We start from the raw sequence: 22895 nt of genomic DNA on the forward strand, positions 1-22895 counted from the left end.
GGCCTCCTTTCTTTAACAGTTGATATCTTCCATTTGCTCAGTTAATTTCATGTTTTCATCATAGTCCACCTGACAATCAATCAAGACAGGTTTGTTCATAGTTACTGCTTTTTTCAACATCGGTTTTAACTCTTCGCTTGATGGTACTTCCATTGCTTCGAAGCCATATGACTTTGCCAGTTGAATGAAATCCGGATTGCCAAATTTAATATGAGAATAGCGATTAAAATGTTTAAGCTGATGCCATTCGATCAACCCGTAGCCGTCATCCCGCCATAAGAGGATAACAATCGGCAAGTTAAAACGGACGGCCACTTCCATCTCGGCACTTGTCATTTGAAAGGCACCGTCACCGCAAACGGCAACGACAGCCCGGTCCGGATAGATCATTTTAGCAGCAACCGCGCCAGGGACAGCAATTCCCATTGAAGCCAAGCCATTCGAGATCAGGCAAGTGTTCGGCTTTGTCGTGTGAAACATGCGTGACATCCACATTTTGTGAGCTCCAACATCTGAGAGCACAATCGCATCATCATCCAATACTGTGCGTAAATCAGCGATAATTTTTTGCGGCTTGATCGGAAAACCATCGTCTTCTTTAAACGAATCCAATTCATTAAGTGCATTCGTGCGCACGTGACTCACCCAGTCATTATTTCGTTCTGTGGGCGATACTGCTGCGTTTAATTTGGCAAGGTTTTCTTTAATGTCTCCGACTACTTGAACCGTGGCAGGATAATTTGCATCGGTTTCCGCTTCGGTCGAGTCAATGTGCAAAATCGGACACTGACCTTCTGGATTCCAATTTTGGGGGGGGTATTCAGCGATATCAAAACCGACTGCCAGAATTAAATCCGCCTTGTCAAAGCCGCAGGTTATATAATCTTTTCCGCCTAAACCAGCCGTAAGCAGGCTATGCTCGTCTTCCCATGAGACCGCGCCCTTCCCCATAAACGAATGCACGACTGGAATATCTGTTTTTTCGACAAACGTACGCAAGCTGTCGGCTGCTTCCTGCCTAGTCACACCATTGCCGGCCAAAATCAGGGGGTGGCGGGCATTGTTGATACGCTCAACCGCCGATTGGATAGCAGCATCAGCAGCTACAGGCAGTTGCTCGTCCACAACAGGTAGAGGCTCTGCCTTCACTTCCATCCCGGCCAAATCCTCCGGAAGATCAATGTGCGTCGCTCCTTTTTTCGCTTTTGTTGCTATTCGCACCGCTTTACGCACCACTTCCGGAACCGTCTCGCCTGTTTTAATTTGTGCATTCCATTTCGTCACCGGTTTATACATCGCTACCAGATCATAATACTGATGCGAAATTTTATGCTGCCGGGCTAAACTCGCTTGGCCCGTAATCGCAATCACCGGACTCAAATCCATATTCGCATTCGCCACCCCGGTAACCATATTGGTCGCCCCTGGTCCTAACGTCGCCAGGCAGGCTGCCGGCTTTCCCGTTAAGCGTCCATATGTTCCTGCCATAAACGCCGCTCCCGTTTCATGCCGCGTTACAATAAACTCAATCGACGAATCAAGCAGCGCATCCATTAGGTCGATGTTCTCCTCGCCCGGAACACCAAACATATATTCCACACCTTCATGCTCAAGACATTTAATAAGTAACTCAGCCACCTTCATGCACAACACCCTTTGTAAGTAAAATTTCCAGCTATCCCTATTTTCTGTAACAACTTTATTTTTAAACAACCTTTGTAAAAAAAGTTGGCTGGCGGGAGAGTGGAAGGGGAAACGAAAGCGAGAGGAAAGAGCGTTGCGTAATGATGTGACTTCATTGCGCAGTGGCTATTCTGTCTTGCGTAGTCGCTCCTCCTTGGTGCCCAGTCACTCTCCTTCCTGGCACAGTCACTCCTTCTGTTCGTGAATATCCCCCACACTCTAGCCGTCCCCTCCGCCCTTGCTTATCTGCTATAATTTAACCCGAACCAAACAAATGATGCAGAGGAGATTTCCATGCCACAAACGCTTGAACTCGGACCTTTACTCATACATACAGACTGGATAATTGCGGCCGTCTCTGCTGTCCTCGCTTATTTCATCTTCTTCTTTCACTTTTTCAGCTCTGAGCGGAAAACGTACGGACCGGTCGTCTCCACCGGCCTACTCGCATTTTTTGTCATTTTTCAATTCAGCACGCTTCTCATGCACCCGACCGCTGCCTTCCGCGATCCGCTCGCCATGATTGCCTTTCCTGGCGGCGCTGCAGAATGGATCCTAAGCGGCATAATCATTATCAGTATCATCTTTTTTCAGGGGAGAAAACATGGCTTTTCGATTCAAACTGGATTAGTGCGTTTGGCGGGCTGTTATATGCTCACCACCTTTTTCTATTTATTTTTCAGCCGAGTCGTCGGCTTTGAAGACCAGGTTGGCAGTGTGATTTATATGACGGTGCATGTTCTCGCGTTTTGGGGTTTGGTCTATTTACGCTCCCTCTCGAAGCTCACGACGGTAGTGTTCTTTTATGGAATCGCAAGCGGCGTGTTGCACCTTTATTATCCAATCGAAACGTATTTCGTTTTTTTGCCTGCTTCATTCTTTTTCGTAATAGCTGGCCTCAGCTTGATTGGGCTGGTGACAGCATTTTTATATGAAAGGAAGCGTTCACGATGATGATGCGAACTGTTCTCATAGGTCTTGTTTTAGCTGCCATGCTTGGCTGGACGTTATTTGATACCTTTTTCACAAGTGAAGAGGCCCCTGCAGATGAAGATTTTGATATTCAAGAAGATACCGAATCAGGCTCAGGGGCAGGAGGGGCATTAGAAGAAGGAGACCCGGCTCCAGACTTTACGCTGGAAACGCTCACTGGTGAGACCGTGTCATTGTCTGATTATGAAGGGAGGCCGGTTTTTTTAAACTTCTGGGCTACCTGGTGTCCGCCTTGCCGTGCAGAAATGCCGGATATGGAGCGATTTTACGAAGCGTATGACATGGAGATCCTCGCGGTGAATCTACGGGAAAACGCTGAGGAAGTGCAATCTTTTGTGGAGGAGCTGGGGCTGACCTTTCCAATACTTATGGATGAAAACGTTGAGGTAGCGGATGCGTATAACGTGCAGCCGATCCCTACATCGTATTTTATCGATTCAGATGGAATCATCCGGCATATGAGTATCGGCCCGATGAACAAAGAAATGATGGTGAACGAATACCAGCAACTAGACTAACGGGGAGCCCACCGTTGCTTATGGCCATCTGTTCCGCTCTTTCCTCAAATTCCCTACCTTTAAGCAGATTTTGCAGCGAGTAGCTGAACACATGTCCGTTAGAAATTCAAAAGTCGCTTTTTTTGGTTGTGTCAATAAGTTTGTGTAAAAAATCAGGGACTTCGGTTAATTGTTCATAAATGGTATGCTAAGATCCATTTTCCACGTTTGTTATTATGCCACCGCAACGGAAATCGACTCGCTTTCCACGGGCAACGCTTCAGCCTCCTCGTGAGCGTAAACCGCTCCCTGCGGGGTCTTCAGACTGTTGCTTTTCCCGTAGGAGTCTCGTCTGTTTCCGTTGCTTAGCTGTGTTCTTTTCCCAGGGTCTTTTGCGCAATGTGCGATAGATTCTATAAAGAGGAACGAATCATTCCTCCGTGGTGACCTACCTTTCCATAGCGTTCCCAAAACAACTGTTGAAGGTGGTCTTTTTGTTAGCCAAATCCGTCGGAGACCTTCGTTTGGTTTTGATTAAAACGAATACACTGGAGATAGATCATTTTTCAGCTGCCTGTTCCGTTGGGAACGAGGTGGCTTTTTTTGTGCGTCCCTTCAGTTTACTCATGAAACATTCAATCATATTCGTGGTGGGAATACTTCGGTGAAGAGTGGCCGGATAGGTATAGAACGTTAACAGCAGAGGGAGTTCCTCTTCCCAAGAAGAGGCTACTTTTGGGTATGTTTTTTCCCATCTCTCTTTAAATGCCTCGAATTGTTCATAGGCTTGATCCCGGGTGCTGCTATGATAAATCGCTTTTAGATCGGTCATAACGTCTTCTCGGTGTTTGACCCGCACAGCTGACTGCTTGTTCCGCATTTTATGAACGATACACCGCTGGACATCTGCCTTAGGAAAGACCCGTTTAAATGCCGTTTCTAGCCCGGACAATCCGTCAAACACACCTAGAAGTACTTCTTCAACGCCTCGTTTACGTAAGTCACGTAACCGACCTTTCCAACCCGTTGCGCTTTCCTGTCCCCCCGAGCCATTCTTCATATCGCTTATACGGTTTAAATACCTTTGTTTGATAGTTGTTGTGGCGATCTCTAGGCACCTTTAATTTTGAAATGCGCCCGTATTTGGTATCTAAGGTGCGTTCGTAATAACCGTTTTTTTGATAGGGTAATTCAGGATGTTCGGTTTCAAAAGAGTGGTTCCGTTCTTCGTTCATAAGCAGTTCCAATTTTTCTTTAACAAATTGTTTCACCATATTGTCGATTTGATCTTCTATGGATGTATGTCCTATACTAGATCCCATAGGTAGGGTCCTCCTTTTTGGTTGGTTATTGGGCTTAACACACCGAAGGTACCCTACCTTTTTTGTCTTTCAAGGTTTACACAAACTATTGTACGTTACCGTTTTTTTGCTAAATTGCAGAATGTAATGGTCGCTAGAAAACAACCATAAGAGGCAAGCCATCATAATGAGAAACCAGCCGGGCCAACTCCAGCTGGCCCGGCTGATTTTTTAACGAGATTTGCTTTCTTGTCGTTCTTTGATCCAGTTAATCAAGCCGCCTTGTTGCAGAATTTCGACTTGTCGGTCGGACAAGGCGTGTTCTAAATAGATCTCGTTGTCTTTTCCTTTAATGTGAGCGGGGACTCTTTTATCTTCTTTAATGGCTTCATTAATGTCATGCAGGTGGAGGGCATCACCAATCTCAAGCTTGTCGTAATCTTCTTCATGGGTAAAGGTCAGTGGCAGGACGCCGAAGTTAACGAGGTTTTGCCAATGGATGCGGGCAAAGTCTTTCACGATGACGACGCGAAGGCCGAGATACCTAGGCGCCAGGGCTGCGTGTTCCCGGCTGGATCCTTGGCCGTAGTTGTACCCTCCTATGATCGCATGCCCTTTGGAAAACTCTAATTCTTTCGTCCGCTCATAATACGTGTCGTCTAGCATTTCGAACGAGAATTTGCTAATTTCCGGCAAATTGCTGCGGAATGGCAATACACGTGAACCGCCGGCTAAAATATCATCGGTCGAGACGTTATCTCCGAGTTTCAAAATCACGGGTACTTCAATATGATCTGGAAGCGGCTCCATATCTGGGAGAGCGACAATATTGGGGCCGCGCTGAAGCTCCACTTTCTTAGCCTCTTCCGGCGGCAGCGGTTCTTCTAATAGTTTAAAGTCAATGGTTGGCTCATCTGGGTCACTCACTTGCGGACAGTCCATTTCCAAGCTGCGTGGGTCAGTAATCATCCCTGTTAATGCTGAAGCAGCTGCTGTCTCTGGGCTGCATAAAAAAACACTGTCTTCTTTTGTGCCGGAACGACCCGGGAAGTTACGCGGGGTGGTTCGTAAACTGTTTCTTCCGGTGGCGGGGGCCTGTCCCATGCCAATACAGCCATTACAGCCGGCCTGATGCAGGCGCGCACCCGCTGACAAAAGGCTCGCAATATGACCGTCGGCTACCAAATCAGACAACATTTGTCGGGACGTTGGATTAATGTCAAAAGATAAACCGGAAGCGACGGACTTTCCTTTCACGATATCTGCAACGACGGCAAAGTCCCGGTAGCCCGGATTAGCTGAGGAGCCGATATAAGATTGATAGATCGGTTCACCGGCTACCTCCTGCACTGGCACTACGTTACCAGGGCTGGACGGCTTCGCAATCATTGGCTCTAGCTCAGATAAGTTAATTTCGTCGTCAATATCGTAGGTGGCTTCATCATCAGCTACAATTTCTTGCCAGTCTTCTTCTCGTTGCTGGCTTTTTAGGAAACGTTTCACTTCTCCATCCGATGGAAAGACAGTAGCAGTTGCCCCTAGCTCTGCGCCCATATTGGCAATAACGTGGCGGTCCATTGCGCTCAAGCTCTCTAAGCCAGGTCCGTAATATTCCATGATGGTGCCTACCCCGCCTTTTACATCATGACGGCGCAACAGTTCTAAAATAACATCTTTAGCACTTACCCAATCCGGTAAAGAACCCGAGAGCCGTATTCCCCACACTTTCGGCATTTTCACATAAAACGGTTCGCCTGCGATGGCCTGGGCCACGTCAATTCCTCCGGCCCCCATCGCAATCATACCCATACATCCATTCGCACACGTATGGCTGTCGGAGCCTAGCAGTGTGCGACCCGGCCTTGCTAAGCGCTGCATATGAACGGGATGACTGACGCCATTTCCTGGACTGCTGTAATATAAACCGAATTTCTTGGCTGCACTTTCTAAAAATAAATGATCGTCCGGGTTTCTGTTGTCAGCTTGTATCATATTATGGTCTACATACTGCGCGGACGCCTCCGTTTTCGCTCGTTCTACGCCCATTGCTTCTAATTCAAGCATGACCATTGTCCCGGTGGCATCCTGTGTTAATGTCTGGTCAATCGTAAGCCCTATTTCTTCGCCTGGCGTCATTTCTCCTGAGACGTAATGCTCCTTCAATATTTTTTGGGTCACATTTAAACTCATTCTTATTCCCCCATTTTTAAGTTATAACGTGTCCAGGGTACTACCGTCCTTCCTACTTATATTCCTTTTTTCCTGCTTGCCGAAACCTTGCTTGCCCGCTCACCTAACCAAAGTCTCAATAAGGAGCGGCTAAGGTTTATCTCTTCTTTACAGGTGGAATTTCACTACTAACTAAACTAGCCAAGCCTAGGTTCATCGTTATACTTTTGGATTACGGGATTCACAGAGCTTTTCTTTTCTGGACTGGCTCTGTTTAAGATAAATTGAACTCTTGAATTAGATTTGATGAAAGGAGAGTGAAAGAATGGATCATGTAAAAGCAATCGGAACGAAGTTTGCTATGATCACAGTTGTTTTGTTCTTAGTCCTCGGATTTACAGGTGTGCCTTTCGGAGACTTCTTAATGACAGGGATACTACTAACAGTGATTGCTTACCTTATTGGCGATTTATGGTTATTGCCATCATTCGGAAACTGGACAGCTACGCTCGCAGATTTTGGTCTAAGCTTTGCAGGAATATGGATTATAGGTACTTTCCTTTTCCCTGCTATCAACTTGCCTTTTGCCGCATTTATTGCTTCAGTTTTAATTGCAGTCGGCGAGTGGTTCTTCCACAAATATATGATGAATACCTTGCACAACAACAATCGACGAAATTATAACCACCTGCCCCAGCGTGCTTAATCCCACAGCAATAGCGGCAAATTAAATAGTTTTACTATAGACTTCAGGGAGCTGCTTCAAAAAAGTGTGCTTACGATAATGAGGAATTGCGAGCAATTCCTCATTATCGTAAGCACAAAATTAATAATCTTTGTAATTAAAAATAAGAATAGCTACAGTTCCTAAAAGTAAAAATGATTTATACCTGTTTTGAACTTGAAAAAAAAACAAAACGAGAGCAACCGGCTACATCCTAAAATGTGAATATATAAATTAAAAGCAGAGCATAAACTCTGCTTTTACATTCCTACTTTGGCTAAGGCGTTGTGAAAATATGTTATGGAAACATTTTATAAACGCTTAATTGAATCAGTTACGAGAAATTCATTTTTCTGTTGATAAATAAGCCTTATATTTACTTTTTTTCTAATACCTCTATTTTATGAGCGTAGATAGATGGTGGATTTCCTGGGTCGAAGTTTCCCTCGTAAGTAATATCTACAGTATTACCTTCTTCCAGCTTGTCCAATCCTATTTCTTCCTCGGTCTCATCGAACACAACGAGGTCTTGTTCTTGTCCAGTCAGGTTGTACGTCGAGGTATTACTTGGGCGATATTCATCTTCTGGAATGGAAATAGTAATGTCGGAGCCTATCTGTTCTATTGTTGCTTGAAACGTTGGCTTATCTATTTTTTTAATTTCATGGACAAATATCCCGGGTGGATCACTCTCTTCCATGCCTCTATCATAAGTAACGTCTACGATATCCGCGTTTTGAAGGTCATTCAATCCGACTTCCTGTTGATTCTCATCGAGTACAAGGGGCTTATCCTCAGGACTATGATCTACGATGCGATACAAAGATTGTTCTTCAGAGGGGCGAAATTCCCCGTCGAGGATTTCTATATGCGGACTGGATGACTCTACATCGACCATCCGTGCTTGAAACGTAGGATCATCTAGTATATCTATTCTGTCGGTCATAATGGTCGTAGGATCTTCTTGCTCTACAGTACCGCCATAAGGAAAGGTGATCTGAAGGCCTTTTCTCACTTCTGAAGAAGTATCCTCCCCGCTTTCATCTAGAATGGGCAGCATTTCATTCGAATCCGAGGAAACGACTTGATAGGCCGTAGTGTCTGCTTCTGGGCGAAAATTACCGGAAAAAGTTTCTATCCTAATAGGATGTTCAACACTGTCTATTCTGCCCTCCACCATCGGTGCGTCAATCACGATTACCTCACTTACACCAATCCTGGGTTGATCATCCTGTTCAAACGTTCCATCATAGGTCACTTCTACAAAAGTACCTTCATCTAGTTTTTCTTTCAGGGGAGCGTCCTCGCTCTCATCAAGCATAAGCTGGTAGGTAGATATAGAAGAGGAGGGACGGTACTCGCCGTCGAGTACATTAATCAAGATATCATCTTCTGCTTGCTTAACGCTTGCCTGAAATGTCTGATTGGTACTGGCGTGATTACTTTTCCCTGGCTTATCTGAAGCTGCTTCGGTGACGTTTCCTGAGTCCGTGTTCGAATTGATATTAGAGTTTTTGGTATTTGCTTCATTTGGAGAGTTGGCATCTTCTGACTGGTCATTACATCCTGCTATTATAATCAGAAATAGGGTGAGCGAAAATAATAGTTTCATTATATCGGATCCTTTCTATAGAAAATTAATGTAAAAGCATTCACTGGAATAGTCGAAAAAAAGGATGTTTGTGTTACATAAAAAACTATTTCTACAAGTATATAATTGAGATTTTAAAAGTGGCTACTTTCTGTGCATTTGAAAATTATTAAATTAGTATATTCAATTCCTAATTTAGTCCTAATTTATAAAACCTACTATGGCATACCATAGTAGGTTTTATCTGTTATTACTTACTAGCAATTGTAGGTAATAATGAGCAAGAGCGTTTAACTTCACGATTTACTTTTTTAATATTTCACCACCTCCTTGTGAATAATTCATTATCGATAACAAGTAAACATATTTGTAATTATTTATAATTATTTGTACGTCAATTCCTGTATATTCTATTGCGATGTTTGCTTACATTGTGTAAACGAATTACATAAATAGGAATCTCCAAATGAGTGAATTAAGTCCAAAGTTATTCTTCTGTGAAGCACGAAAGGATGAGACTAAACACCGAGAGCTGACCGGTGTTTCTAATCGGCACATTCTGCCGTTTGCCAGGCAGCTTGCTGAAGAACAAATCCCCATCTGGGTCCGCCATGTGTTGGTGTCGGGTAAATATGATGAAAAGGATTTAAACGAACTATCTTCTTTTATTTCCACTCTTTCAAACGTCGAAAAAGTAGAAATCCTGCTGGACCACCAACTGGGCGTTTACAAATGGGAAGAGCTATGTCTTTCCTATCCGCTTGCTGATGTTTCCCCGCCTGCAGATGAAGAAGTAAACCGAGCAAAAGTGCTATTAAATATACAGTAACGAAGCAGCCCTCCTCTCATAACGGAGACTGCTTTTTGCATTGAGCTAATATGTTTCATTCGGGTTCTGACCAAAGGCGGCCAGTAAGATAACCACACGTTACTGTGTAGAATCAGGAAATAACTACCTACTTTCATTGTGTTTCTTGAACATCTATTATATTATTTTTATTAAGAATGATATAGATAGAATTTACCTTTTTCTTGTATATTTATGTAATGAGGTGTGGCTGTGAATTCCCGTTTCCAACTAAAGTTGTTTGTGATTATGCTGCTCTTTGCCCTGGTTATCTCCTTTGCCATTGCTACTATTAATTACTTTCAGATAAGGGACCAAGCGATTGAGCATCATGACTATGAAGTAGAACACATTATCGAGGTGCTTGAGAACTCATTAAAGACCTACGAAAAAGCCCATTTCATCTTTGAGGAAAACACAGCTGCGTCAATGGAAGAAAAGACTCATTTTCTGCTCGATTATTATGAAGAGGTTGACGATTTTGAGGAGTGGAATTTTTACCATTTAAAAGAGTATTTAGGTATGGACGTTTATATCATCAATAGCGATAACGTCATTACACATAGTAGCTTTCAGCCGGACATCGGGCTTGATTTCTCTGAATGTTGCCAAAACCTTGTTCCCGTGTTGGAGGAAAGGAGAAGCTCGGGTGATTTTTATCATGACGGGGCAGAGAGTGAACAAGCAACAGGTGATATAAAAAAGTACAGTTATATGGGAACACCCGACGAAGAATATTTAATCCAACTCAGTTATGATCTTGAAGAGGAGATGATTTTCAGCGAATTTAACGTTCTTGACGTGATCGATAGCTTAACCGCGAATCATTCATCTCTTAATGAAATAAATATCCTTAATATTGGCGGCCTCACGTTAGGTGAAGCAGCCAAGGACGGCAAGGTGGCAGAGCAGCGGCGAGAAGCCTATGAAACAACCTCATCTACTCAGCAAACAACAACATTTAATAGTGAATGGAAGGGAGAGCCTGCTCTCTTCAAGTACGTCTATAATGATTCAGAATATGACGGCGGAACGACCCAAAACAAGGTCATTGAAATAATTTACAATGAAGATGAGCTTCAGTCTTCGTTGCACGATCATTTTCAAGGCTTTATAATGCAGCTGTTTCTCGTTGTACTCATCACTATGCTGCTCGCATTCATCCTCTATAGATGGACGGCCCGGCCTATGCATCTGGCCTATCATGACAATTTAACCGGTTTACATAACCGCACCGCTTTTGAAGATCAGTTACACATGCAATTAAAAGAAAGTAATAACTCCACCGCTTTACTTATGATTGATTTAGATAACTTTAAGTGTGTGAATGACAAGCTAGGTCATGACGAAGGAGACCAGTTGTTAAAACAAACCGCCCGAAGCATTCAATCTGTCGCCCGTAAAGGAGACCTTACTTTTAGAATGGGCGGTGATGAATTTGTCATGATGATTCCTGACACTAGCAAACAAGAAGTAAAAGAAATCGCAAACCGCCTCATCGAAACAGCCAAAACATCGATTCAGGCCGATAACGAAGGAGCTGAGATCGAAATTACTGTTAGTGTCGGCATTGCCTTAGCGCCAGAACATAGCAATACTATCGAAGAATTATATAAAAAAGCAGACAAAGCCTTATATAACTCGAAAGAAAAAGGGAAAAATCAATTTCATCTTTATGAAGGGAAATAAATCGAGACCGTGGTATGAGGTTAAAACGGACCTGGGCTCAGCCCCAGATCCGTTTCCAATTTACGTTTGTTAACGAGCAGGAGAACTTTCCTCTACGACATGAGCATCTTTTAAGAAATTATCCAATCTCCATTGTCGTCAAAACTTTAAAATAATAATGTTTAAAATACAATTCGTAAAATAATTAGTATTAATAGATAGCCGCCCTTAACAAGGTATTGATCACATTCCAATAGAGTTCAAAATAATAAATGCATAAAAACAGCAATTATTGGTATCGCAATAATAGTTCTTTCAAAAAAAATAATAACAAGTTCTTTAGCTGTCACTGGAATACCAGTTGCCAAAATAATCACTGCCGTTTCTGCAAAGAATACTATTTGAACCAAACTTAATACAACAATAAAAAAACTAGCGGCTGTACTTACACCAGAATCAGCGATTAAAAGAACAGGTAAGTACATTTCAGTAATTCCGACGATAGTAGATGCAGCAATGGATGTAGCATCAGGGATGCCGAACAAGTTTAAAATTGGTATGATTGGCATCCCTAACCATATAAATATATTAGTATACTCAACAATAATAAGGACTGTAATTCCGACACCAGTAATTAAACTTAAGATTTTAGGGGTTAGCTTAGCTCCCTCCTTGAAACCTTTAAAAAGCTCTTTTAAAATACTATCTGATTCCTTAGCCTTGTTCGCTGCATTATCCAAAGCGTTTATTAACAATTCTTTATTATATTTCCGATTTCCTTTACGATCATCTTCTGTTTGAATTTCTCCATTGAAATAGACATCTGGTTTTTTTGATAAAGGAGGGATTCGTACTATTATAGCTGCTATAATTAGAATAGTTATAAAGGAGACGACAAAAATAGTGGTGAACATTGACAATAAGCCTACTGTACTAGTTACAAGAGCGGCAAAGCCAATACTTACCACACAAAAACTCGTAGCAATAGTCGCTGCCTCTTTTTTTGTATAAATATTTTCCTTATACAATTTACTAGTTACATAAGCTCCAACCGATGAGGCTCCAAAAAATGAAGATACTGTATCTAAAGCTGCTTTTCCTGGTATTTTAAACACCGGCCTCATGACTGGTTCTAATAATGTTCCCACTAATTGAAGACCACCAAAAGCTAAGAATAGCATTACGAACATACCACCTAAAGCTACAATTAAGCCCACTGGAAGCACAATATCATTAATAATCACGCCACCTGTTGTGTCATCAACCACCATGGAAGGGCCTATTTGAAATGCAAATAAAATTGCATACAAAGCTCCTAAGATATAAATTAACCCTTGAAAGCTCGACTCTGACCCGTACAATTTCACTGCCCAATTATTAGTCTGTTTATTGTTTTTACTTTTCCCATAAAAATAGGCAACAGAATTTGAGACTATTATCACAATCACTAGCCAAAACCATACATCTGCTAATGCTACCACTAAAAAGTCAACAATTGCCCCAAACAATATGTTAGTTTGTCCTCCATGAAATTCCAAAGGTACAAAGAATACTAAAGCTCCTAATGCTAAACAAATTAAAGACTTTGCTAAATTACTTCTATATTCTTTTTTTCCTATTTTTTCTTCTTTAGGCCAAGACGAACTATCAGGTAAATTTGACATAAGAGTAGCTCCTTATTACATTTTATTATATCAAGACACCCGAATGTCTCAACAGTCTTTATTTTCTGAAAAATTAAAATTGTCCATTTGTCATAAACAACACTTTGCCATAGTAAACAATTTCATTATTGCAAAGAATTAAGGCATCTTTTCAGTCAATGGTTAAATCATATTAAGTGGCCACTTAATATGATTGGATAAAGAACGAAATTTTGAATAAGCATTTACATTTTTTAATTAGTTACCAGGATATAAGGAAATATACTTGTTTTATAATTTTTGTAAAGGGCGCACATTTATTTATCTTTTTTCATAAAGAACTTGTGAAAAGATTTTATTTTTCTTGGTTTCTTTTTTGATTTGCAACTAATGATATAAATTCGTAACACATATTCGCTGCAGCCAAACTAGTTACTTTTGAAGGGTCTCTATCTGGTATCACTTCCACACAGTCAAAACCCACCACATCTAATTCATTTAGTTGCCTAACAAATTGTTGGGCTTCAAAGGTGGTGAACCCACCAATTTCAGGAGTGCCGGTGGCTGGAGCATAAACAGGATCTAAGAAATCTACATCAAAACTGACATATACTTTTTGCGTCCCAACTTGTTCTTGAATTTTATGTCTAATTTCTGATAAACTCATATCCTTTAATTCTTCTGTAGTTACAACTTCATAACCTAATTCCTTAGCTTCCTGAATATCTTCTGGTCCATATAAACTTCCTCTCATACCGATTTGGATTGATTTAGATGCATCTACAATCTGTTCTTCAACTGCTCTACGAAACATTGTTCCATGGTTATACTTTCTACCAAAATAGGAGTCCCAAGTATCGCTATGAGAATCAAAATGAACTAAACTCACTGGACCATATTCTTGTGCCATAGCTCTTAAATTAGGTAAGGATATAGAGTGATCTCCTCCAATTAATACGGGGACAACTCTATTTTTTATTAAAGGTTGTAGTTGCTCTTGAATCATTTGGTAGGAATCTTCAATATAACCAGGGTTGATAGCTATATCCCCATAATCTACCCCGGAACAATATTGGAAAATATCGATGTTTTGACCAGGGTTATATGGACGAAGAAGTGACGAAATGGAGCGTATAGATTCTGGAGCAAATCTAGTTCCTATAGCAAAACTCCCTGCTGTATCAAATGGAACTCCTACAATTGCGAAATCAATATTTTCTTCTGTTTTGACATGGGGCAGGCGCATAAAAGTTTTAATTCCACTAAAGCGTGGGTTTTCTTGTGAATTAATAGGGACGTATTTAGGTTGCAATCTATTTACCTCCAATGATTTAGTAATATTCTTTAGTATTGATAACAATAAAACTATATATCAAAAACAGCTTGCAATGTTTCGACAATAAAGGTGAGATCCTCTTCTGTCACATTTAGTGGCGGAGCCAGTGTTAAGACGTTACTATATTTTGACACCGTGTCTCCATTTTTTCCGACGATCAATCCTTTTTCTTTACACTCTCCGAGAAGATTCGCCAGCCGTGCTCCTGTGCCCGGCTCTTTAGTCGTTTTGTTTTCTACGATTTCGATGCCGAACAGTAAGCCTTTATGGCGGATATGGCCTACATGAGGATGGTCTTCTAAAAAGGCGAGCTGCTCACGCAACTTGTCGCCGAATTCGTTGGAACGTGTTGTAAGCTTTTCATTTTCCATGATTTCTAGATTTTTGATAGCAAGGTGACAGGCCGCTGGATTCCCGCCAAACGTATTCACATGGCGGAGGTGGGAATTTTCGCCTTCTTCCTGGAACTGTTCATACAACTCGTTACGGACGGCTGTCGCAGCAAGAGGTAAGTAACCACTTGTGATGCCTTTGGCCATCGTCACAATATCTGGCTGCACATCGAAATGTTGAAAGCCAAAAGGTTTACCGGTACGGCCAAAGCCGCAGATGACTTCATCAATAATTAACAACACACCGTGGCGATTACAGATTTCTTGCACTTTTTTCAAGTAGCTGGGGTGTGGAATTAATATTCCTCCACCGGTAATAATCGGTTCCATAATAAAACCGGCTACCGTTTCCGGACGCTCGTAAACAATCGCGGCCTCTAGCTGCTCTGCGCACGCGTTGCTCCATTCTTCAAATGTGTATTGGTCCGGGCGCCGATACTCATCTGGTGCATCAATATGAATAAAACCTGGAGCAAGCGGTTCGTACATATATTTGCGCTGAGCTTGGCCTGTAGCTGCCAACGAGGCAAAGGAATTGCCATGATATGAACGGTAGCGGGAAATAAACTTAAACCGCTGCGGTTCTCCGTTTTGATGGTGATATTGGCGCGCGATTTTAAAAGCAGTTTCATTAGCTTCTGAGCCACTGTTGGAAAAGAAAATTCGATAACTGTCTTCACCCAGCCACTCATTCAATTTCTCTGAGAGCTGAATCGCTGGGACGTGACTGTTCGTTAACGGATGATATGGCATTTGCTTCAGCTGCGCAGCGGCTGCATCTGCCAATTCTTCCCGACCATAACCGGTGTTCACACACCATAGACCAGACATACCATCCAGGTACTTGTTGCCTTCGATATCGGTGATCCAGGCACCGGCGGCTTCTTTAATCACCATCGCTTTTTGGTCTTTCTTATACGGTTTTAAGTGATGCCAGACGTACTTTTCATCCTTTTCATATAACTCTTCAGCATTGAATTGATCTACCATACCTTCACCTCCATAGAGTACTTATTGATATTGATAACCGAATAGGTCAGCAATTTCTTGTAAGACGATTTGCCCGCCGTCACAGTTCAAACCGGCGCGCAAGGCAGCATCTTTTTCACAAGCTGCTTGAACGCCATGGTTGGCTACAGCTTCGATATACGGAAGCGTTTCGTTCGTTAAGCCGACCGTCGCTGTATAAGGGACAATTCCCGGTATGTTGGCCACGCCGTAATGGACCACCCCGTGTTTAATATAGACCGGATGATCATGCGTTGTGACTCGATCCACCGTCGCAATACAGCCGCCCTGGTCCACGGCTACATCAACGATGACGGAGCCTGTAGGCATTTGTTTTACCATTTCTTCATCTACAATAGAAGGCGCTTTAGCTCCAGGCACCAACACCGCGCCAATTAATAAATTGGTCGACTTCAGCTCGTCGGTGATTTTTTGTGGTGTCGCTTTTAACAAGCGGATTTCTTTGCCAAATAAATCTGACAATTGGCGCAGGCGGCGTGAATCTTTTTCAAATACCGTTACATCTGCTCCCATGCCGACCGCGACCTTGGCAGCATTGGTGCCTACGACACCGCCGCCAATGATCGTTACCTTTCCAGCCTCGACGCCAGGTACACCGCTAAGTAATAAACCGAGCCCTCCTTCTCTCTTTTCCAGATGGTGAGAGCCTGCTTGAACCGCCATTCGACCGGCAATTTCGCTCATCGGTGTTAAAAGGGGCAGCGACCCATCCTCTTTCTGGATCGTCTCATACGCAAGCGCGGTTACTTCTTTTGCAACCAGTTCTTCCACCAGTTTTTGATTAGCTGCTAAATGCAAATACGTAAACAATATGAGATCTTTGCGAAAATACTTATATTCTTCTGCGACCGGTTCTTTCACTTTCACGACCATGTCCGCTTCTTGCCAAATTTCCGCAGCATGGAAACGGAGGTCCGCCCCTGCTTCCACGAAGGCTCCGTCCTCAAATCCGCTCCCGGCACCTGCTGACGTTTCCATGAGGACTTTATGGCCACTTTTAACCAGGCTTGAAACGCCTTCAGGTGTAAGGGCTACCCGGTTTTCATAGCTCTTTATTTCTTTTGGAAGACCAATAATCACTATGAACACCTCTCCTTCTTTGTTAATGGCTGTTTTCTACATAAATGAGCACTTTTATAAAGAGAAGGACTCGTTTGGCACAAACCATTTTAAAACCAGCGAGATGTTAGCATTTTTTTGCGCGTATAGAAGTTCACGCCATCACGTCCATTTGCATGGAGGTCCCCGTAAAAGGAATCTTTCCAGCCGGAGAAAGGAAAAAAGGCCATCGGAGCAGGCACATTCACATTGACCCCGAGCATTCCTACTTCGATGTCTTCGCGGTATTCTCGCACTGCTGCCCCGCTTTGGGTATAGAGTACAGACCCATTTCCAAAGTTGGATTGGTTGGTAATGCTGATGGCCTCGGTTAAATCTTGGACTCGAATCACACATAAAACTGGAGCAAAGATCTCTTCTTGCCAAATTTTCATCTCTGGAGTGACATGATCAAAAATTGTCGCCCCGAGATAAAAGCCGTCCGTCATCCCTTCTGCGTCTTTGCGGCCATCACGGGCCAAGGTGGCATTTTCTTCAAGACCGCCCTCAATATAGTTGTGGACGCGCTCCAGATGAGAAGCGCGGATCACGGGGCCAAGATCCACGTCTTTATCAAGGCCGCTTCCCAGCTTCAATTTATCGGAGGCGGCTTTTAATTCATCAACGAATTCATCTGCAATATCCTCTTGGACCACGACCACTGAAGTGGCCATACAACGCTGGCCGGCGCTGCCAAACGCCCCATTCATAATGCCAGTTACCGTCTGTTTTAGCTCGGCATCATTTAAGACAATCGCATGGTTTTTAGCCCCTGCTAATGCCTGGACGCGTTTTCCGTAATCAGAAGCTGTCTTATATACGTGTTCTGCTACCGGCTGCGAGCCGACAAAAGAAATCGCATCAACCTCTTCATTTTCCAACAGGCCGTTTACAACGTCTTTAGACCCGTGCACGATGTTCAACACCCCGTCTGGCAGCCCTGCTTCCTGCATCAGCTCAGCTAAACGCTGGGCGAGAAGCGGAGTGCGCTCGGAAGGCTTCAAAACAAAAGCATTTCCACAGGCAATCGCAAGCGGGAACATCCAGCACGGCACCATCATCGGAAAATTAAACGGTGTAATTCCGCCAACAACTCCGACTGGATAACGGTACATGCCCGATTCGATGCCTGAGGCGATATCGGGAAGAACCTCTCCTTTCATCAAGTCCGGAACGCCAGAAGCAAATTCAACACACTCAATGCCGCGCAGCACTTCACCGTACGCGTCGTCATATGTCTTGCCATTTTCTTTTGTAATCAATTCCGCCAGTTCTTCGTAATGGTCCATCAATAACTGGTGATATTTATACATCACGCGTGCTCTCTTGGGCACGGGTGTCTTTTTCCATGAGTGATAAGCTTTTCTTGCCGCTTGCGAAGCTCGTTCTACATCCGTTTTTGTCGAATGAGGCGCTCTAGCAAGAAGCGTCCCGTCAGCAGGATTTAAAACATCCTCGTACTGCTCCGCTTCCGAACCGACCCAGTTTCCTCCAATAAAGTTCTTTAACGTTTGTGTCACTCGCGCCGCCTCCTTCATTCTTTTCCACCGTTAACCTACACGATGTGATGTAACTTTCACATAGCATAACGCATACGACGGCGAAATGAATTAGACACTTTGTCAAATAAATGAGATAATTATTTTACTTATCTGATAATTGCGGAGGTTTTTGATGAATCTACTCACCGTAAACGACGTGTTACAACATCCGCTCTTTAAGGAAGCTGAATGGGTGGCAGGAAAGAAGGGAGAAACGCGGCATGTCCGCTGGCTCCACATTATGGAAGTCATTGACTTCTCCACCTTATTGCACGGCCAGGAAATGATTTTAACGACAGGAGCAGGGCTCGTAAATAACGAGGTCTCCTCAAGCACATATATTAAAGAATTAGTGGATGGCGGCGCCTCCTGCCTCTGTATTGAACTCGGTACTTATATCGACCACATTGAACCAGAAATGATAGCTACAGCAAATGAATATGACTTCCCGCTGATTGTGTTTTATGAGCAAGTACGGTTTATCGATCTATCGCAGACGATTAATTCGACCATCGTTAATGTGCAGCACCAAAACTTAAAAGAGTTGGACGAAGTTTCGCAACAGTTACAATTCCTTACAACTAAGCCCAACGGATATGTACACATTGTCAAATTTCTTCACGAGCGTTTAAACCTGCCCGTCATTTATTGTCCCGTACAGGATGTATCCTTTTGTTATCCGTCCGCAGCCAAAACACACCAGCCAGCCATGAAAGAACATCTCCATGAGGCTGAACGGGACCCCATGTATACTGGCTCGTATTACGCCTATCTTCAACAAGAATATGCACTGCTGCAACCAATTGTTATCATGGGCCGAGTCTGGGGAATCATCGGTATGATCCTCCCCCACGCTGAAAAAGACGAGCTCTTAAGTCTTATGCTTGACCGGGCTTCGCTTGCAATCGCTAACCATTTACTGCGCACCAAATATCAAGAAGAACAAAAACTGCATCAAGAGCAAGCTTGGGTCAATGAACTCATTCATAAAAAAATCCCTAATGAAAAGCAAGCCTTAGCAAAAATAGGTGAACTTGCTGCTTCACCTCAGCCCTTTTCTTATCGGATGTTCGTGTTATCTACAACGGCTGCGAACCCGGATTCGTTAGCTTCTTCGGAAGATGGGCATTATCATTTAGCGCTAACGCTTCGGAATTACTTTGAGCGCAAAGGCTGTAAACCCTTTATATGCCGGGCAAAAAGTTATCAATTAGCCGTTCTTGTCATTCAGCCAGGGTCTCAGGCCGGCAAGATACCTGATGTAACGGATTTACAAGCTGCACTGAACACTCAAAACGTAGAAGATACAAGTTATGAGTTTGGCTTCAGCCAGCCTTATGTGCGGTTAACTGAAGCCCATTCAGCCTTTGAAGAAGCGGAACAAATCATTCAGTATAGACAAATGTCGAGCCGGAAACCATCCGCTTTTTTCGAGCAGTCCGGCGTTTACCAGTTGCTTTTGAATATGAAAGATGACACCTATATCAAACGATTTATAGATCAGCAGCTTGACGCGATCCGTACACATGAAGTGAAAGCCGCCCCTTATTTATTAGATACACTCAAAGTGTATTTAAAAAATCATTGTGTGAAAATTGATACCGCCAAAGAGCTCCATATCGCCCGGCAAACCCTTTATCACCGTCTTGACAAAATTGAAATGCTGTTAGGGTTTAAAGTAGCTGAAGAACCGCAACAACGTCTTGCCTTAGAAGTCGCTCTCGAAGCCTACGAGCTTTATAATTGAAGAAGAAAATCACTCTTCTTTTCCTAATAATAGCTCCATTAACCACGGCTTAAAGTCAACGAGGCGATCAGATGAAGGCAACGTCTCGGTTCCTGCTACAATCATCGGCACCAGGGATTCCTGTTTGTGTAACGAGCCGTGCGCGGCGCCGCCGAGGTGGGTAGGTGAAGCTTTGTCTTTAAATTCATAGCCTGGTTTGGCCGTCACCACCAGATAATTGCCTTTATGCGAATGTAAGCTACTAGAGAGCCGGGCCAACCCATCCGGATAAGCCCCGTAATGAATAACCCCATGTTTTATGGTAAGGTCCAACAGCTTTTCATCGCCGGCTATTGACCAGTATTGATGATATTTATCAACCCAGCCGCTCCCTGCAGAAAAAGAAAACTGTCCTTCTTTTTCTCCGGAAGCAACTTGAATGGTGCCGTTTTCTTTCCAGGCGATAATGTCGATACGATGGTCTTTTTTCAAGCGATGAATCACGCTTTTTTTATCGCTTTCATGTTTCAGCGAATAAATAAAAGCTGTGCGCTGGTTAACGGCAAGCGCAAGCTGCTCATTCTGGTCTTTAGTCCGGCCTTTGTCTATAATGGAAAAGCCGTGCAAGAGCTTGCGGAGATCAATCACATAGTGACTTCGTTTGTGTCCCATCGAAGCATGGCCGTTATCGGATAAAAGAATCCACGTGCAAGCTTCCAGCGCATGTTCCCAGCTTGGATACAGATTTAGTACATGTTGCAGTTCGCGGTCAATCTTATGAATACCGTGCAAATCCATCGGCCCTTTTAGATGAATGCGGAGATCCAGGTCTTGGATACCGCACATCATAAAGTCCGGCAGCTGCTTTTCTTTTAGTAAATATTTAAGCTCTTGAAATCCAGCCTTGTAATTTCCTGAGAAGGTTTGCGGTGTAAAGGTAAACGGACGGACTTTGGCAAAGGAGCCGAGCGACCAAGTGTTGGGCGTATGCACAGCCCAGGGGCTCTCTGTTTCGCTCATTATCTGCAACCGTCTGGGGACATCTACTAAACGCACGATATGGCCTCTGTACACAAAAGCATTGATGGATCCGCTGGTAAGCCCTTGTTCAGCTAATTCTTCGTGGATCGTCTTGACTTGTTTGCTTAAATAGTTGTTATTTAACCTGACATACATATCCTCTAAAAATTGCGAGAACCCGCTCGCTATCACTTCTTTTATGCCGGTCCCGCAGTTTACGATTCTCTTTCTCTCCTCGTCATACCAAATGAGAGCAGGCACGCGGTGCTGATCTGCATACGTACCTGTCAGCAGGGTGCTTTCAATATTTACTGACATGGTAGGAAACGAACTGACTACATGGGGGATGTACCTCCCGTTTTCCATAAAAAAATGCAAGGCCGGAGCATACCCGGTTTGCACAGCTTCTTCTAAGGGTGTCGTCATTAACGTATCAATAATGATCATGATGACCGGTTTGGGGGTGTGTTTCATCATTTTCCTCCGAAAAAACTTGTTTCCGTTAGCTTGTAAACATGCATTCCAATTATGCATGAGTTCAGTAAAAAAGTTACTTACCAGAACAGAAGGAGGACTGTTAGAATTTGCAAAACAGGGTATACTTAGACTAGCTAAACTTTCTTAAGTAGAGGTAAAACAGATGCGTAAACGAGCCTTGCTGATCTATAATCCATATGCTGGGAAAAAGCGCGTGCATAAAAGGTTTCCGCTGATTTTAGAGAAGCTGTCGTCACTTGGTTATGATGTGACCGTCCATCAGCTAAAACCAGGCTGTGAAAAAGAAAGCAGCCAATGGCTTCAATCGGCCTGTCGTGCCAAATGGGAGGCAGTCTTTATTGCCGGAGGAGATGGGACTATTAACTATACGCTCCAGTTTATTGCAGGTGAAGATTATCGCCCTGCCATCGGTATCTTCCCACTTGGGACAAGCAATGAATTTGCACAGTATATCGGAGCAGCCTCCATCGAACAGGCATTGGAAGTTATTAAAAACGGAACGACCACGCCGATGGATATCGGCCAATTTGGCGAGAATTATTTTGCCAACATCGCTTCTGCCGGATGGCTTTCCGATATTACCTATAAAACTTCGTCACGCTTAAAATCCTATGTTGGTGAGCTGGCCTATGTCCTTTACTTTTTACGGACCTTTTTGTTGACGAAGCAGTCCGCTTCGATTTCAGTCAACAGCTCCACTGATAAAAAACTCAGCGACTTATCTTTATTTTTAATTATGAACGGAAACAGTGTCGGTCCATTTGAACGTTTGATTATGAACTCCAGCCGCCCGGACGGCGCCTTTCATTTAATCACCTGTAAAAAAACAAACCGCTGGAAACTGTTTTTCGCTTTAGCCGCCAAACTCTTACAGCTGTCGAAGCATTCCTCAGTCATTCAGCATACGAAAATCCGCTCCGGTCATTTCACCCTTCCTGAAGCGAGCCCGATAAATTTGGACGGCGACAAAGCAACCGCTTCAGAGTTTCATTTTAATGTGCTGCCCGGACATCTGCGCGTATTCGGGACACCTGAGCGGTAGCACATCCCCTCCCTTTTTTCCCTGCATGGATATGGCCCGTCACCTTTTTCTACATAATCCTTTCTCTTTATTTCATACTAAGCTTATGTAAAGACTC

General features: G+C 43.4%; 15 protein-coding genes and 2 pseudogenes. 7 read left to right on the forward strand and 10 right to left on the reverse strand.

What is annotated here, in order from left to right:
- Nucleotides 1–12: 12 nt before the first annotated feature.
- Entirely contained in the window at nt 13–1644 is a 1632-nt protein-coding gene (locus tag D469_RS0107345) for an acetolactate synthase large subunit (protein WP_018922741.1), read from the reverse strand.
- 333 nt (nt 1645–1977) lie between these two features.
- On the opposite strand from D469_RS0107345, the gene D469_RS0107355 reads away from it, so the two are divergent.
- Nucleotides 1978–2637, forward strand: coding sequence for a hypothetical protein (locus D469_RS0107355; protein ID WP_018922743.1), 660 nt, complete (start codon nt 1978–1980; stop codon nt 2635–2637).
- Nucleotides 2634–3194 (forward strand): redoxin domain-containing protein, encoded by a 561-nt coding sequence (locus D469_RS0107360; RefSeq protein ID WP_018922744.1) that lies wholly within the window; start codon nt 2634–2636, stop codon nt 3192–3194. Before D469_RS0107355 ends, D469_RS0107360 begins: the two co-directional genes overlap by 4 nt.
- 476 nt (nt 3195–3670) lie before the next feature.
- On the opposite strand, the pseudogene D469_RS22715 reads toward D469_RS0107360, so the two are convergent.
- Nucleotides 3671–4495: pseudogene (locus D469_RS22715) on the reverse strand (IS256 family transposase).
- A 210-nt stretch (nt 4496–4705) separates the two neighbouring features.
- On the reverse strand, nt 4706–6664 hold the full coding sequence (locus D469_RS0107375) for an aconitate hydratase (protein WP_018922745.1): 1959 nt from the start codon (nt 6662–6664) through the stop codon (nt 4706–4708).
- A 304-nt stretch (nt 6665–6968) separates the two neighbouring features.
- On the opposite strand from D469_RS0107375, the gene D469_RS19835 reads away from it, so the two are divergent.
- Entirely contained in the window at nt 6969–7349 is a 381-nt protein-coding gene (locus D469_RS19835; protein ID WP_018922746.1) for a DUF2512 family protein, read from the forward strand.
- A gap of 394 nt (nt 7350–7743) precedes the next feature.
- Here D469_RS19835 and D469_RS0107385 read toward each other — a convergent pair whose 3' ends face one another.
- Nucleotides 7744–8979 (reverse strand): hypothetical protein, encoded by a 1236-nt coding sequence (locus D469_RS0107385; protein WP_018922747.1) that lies wholly within the window; start codon nt 8977–8979, stop codon nt 7744–7746.
- A gap of 490 nt (nt 8980–9469) precedes the next feature.
- On the opposite strand from D469_RS0107385, the pseudogene D469_RS19840 reads away from it, so the two are divergent.
- Together D469_RS19840 and D469_RS0107395 are read left to right on the forward strand one after the other, a co-directional pair.
- Nucleotides 9470–9787, forward strand: a pseudogene (locus D469_RS19840) (pyruvate formate lyase-activating protein); the annotation flags it as partial.
- A 231-nt stretch (nt 9788–10018) separates the two neighbouring features.
- Nucleotides 10019–11494 (forward strand): GGDEF domain-containing protein, encoded by a 1476-nt coding sequence (locus D469_RS0107395; RefSeq protein ID WP_018922749.1) that lies wholly within the window; start codon nt 10019–10021, stop codon nt 11492–11494.
- A gap of 239 nt (nt 11495–11733) precedes the next feature.
- Here D469_RS0107395 and D469_RS0107400 read toward each other — a convergent pair whose 3' ends face one another.
- From D469_RS0107400 to D469_RS0107420, 5 genes are all read right to left on the reverse strand, one after another.
- Entirely contained in the window at nt 11734–13137 is a 1404-nt protein-coding gene (locus D469_RS0107400) for a YjiH family protein (RefSeq protein WP_018922750.1), read from the reverse strand.
- A gap of 334 nt (nt 13138–13471) precedes the next feature.
- The gene (gene speB / locus D469_RS0107405; protein ID WP_018922751.1) at nt 13472–14428 is read right to left on the reverse strand and encodes an agmatinase; all 957 of its coding nucleotides are present in this window, start codon (nt 14426–14428) and stop codon (nt 13472–13474) included.
- A gap of 53 nt (nt 14429–14481) precedes the next feature.
- A complete protein-coding gene (locus D469_RS0107410; protein ID WP_018922752.1) occupies nt 14482–15834 on the reverse strand; it encodes an aspartate aminotransferase family protein in 1353 nt (450 codons plus the stop codon).
- Nucleotides 15835–15855: 21 nt separating this feature from the next.
- On the reverse strand, nt 15856–16953 hold the full coding sequence (gene ald, locus D469_RS0107415) for an alanine dehydrogenase (protein ID WP_018922753.1): 1098 nt from the start codon (nt 16951–16953) through the stop codon (nt 15856–15858).
- Nucleotides 16954–17042: 89 nt separating this feature from the next.
- Entirely contained in the window at nt 17043–18509 is a 1467-nt protein-coding gene (locus D469_RS0107420; RefSeq protein ID WP_026286150.1) for a CoA-acylating methylmalonate-semialdehyde dehydrogenase, read from the reverse strand.
- Nucleotides 18510–18645: 136 nt separating this feature from the next.
- On the opposite strand from D469_RS0107420, the gene D469_RS0107425 reads away from it, so the two are divergent.
- Complete coding sequence (locus D469_RS0107425) at nt 18646–20259, forward strand: PucR family transcriptional regulator (protein ID WP_018922755.1); 1614 nt, start codon at nt 18646–18648, stop codon at nt 20257–20259.
- A 9-nt stretch (nt 20260–20268) separates the two neighbouring features.
- Here D469_RS0107425 and D469_RS0107430 read toward each other — a convergent pair whose 3' ends face one another.
- Complete coding sequence (locus D469_RS0107430) at nt 20269–21735, reverse strand: alkaline phosphatase family protein (RefSeq protein ID WP_026286151.1); 1467 nt, start codon at nt 21733–21735, stop codon at nt 20269–20271.
- A gap of 163 nt (nt 21736–21898) precedes the next feature.
- Here D469_RS0107430 and D469_RS0107435 point away from each other — a divergent pair, with 163 nt between their 5' ends.
- The gene (locus D469_RS0107435; protein WP_018922757.1) at nt 21899–22798 is read left to right on the forward strand and encodes a diacylglycerol/lipid kinase family protein; all 900 of its coding nucleotides are present in this window, start codon (nt 21899–21901) and stop codon (nt 22796–22798) included.
- The last annotated feature ends 97 nt before the right edge of the window (nt 22799–22895 follow it).

Source organism: Salsuginibacillus kocurii DSM 18087, from assembly GCF_000377705.1.
Classification (GTDB): Bacteria; Bacillota; Bacilli; order Bacillales; family Marinococcaceae; genus Salsuginibacillus; species Salsuginibacillus kocurii.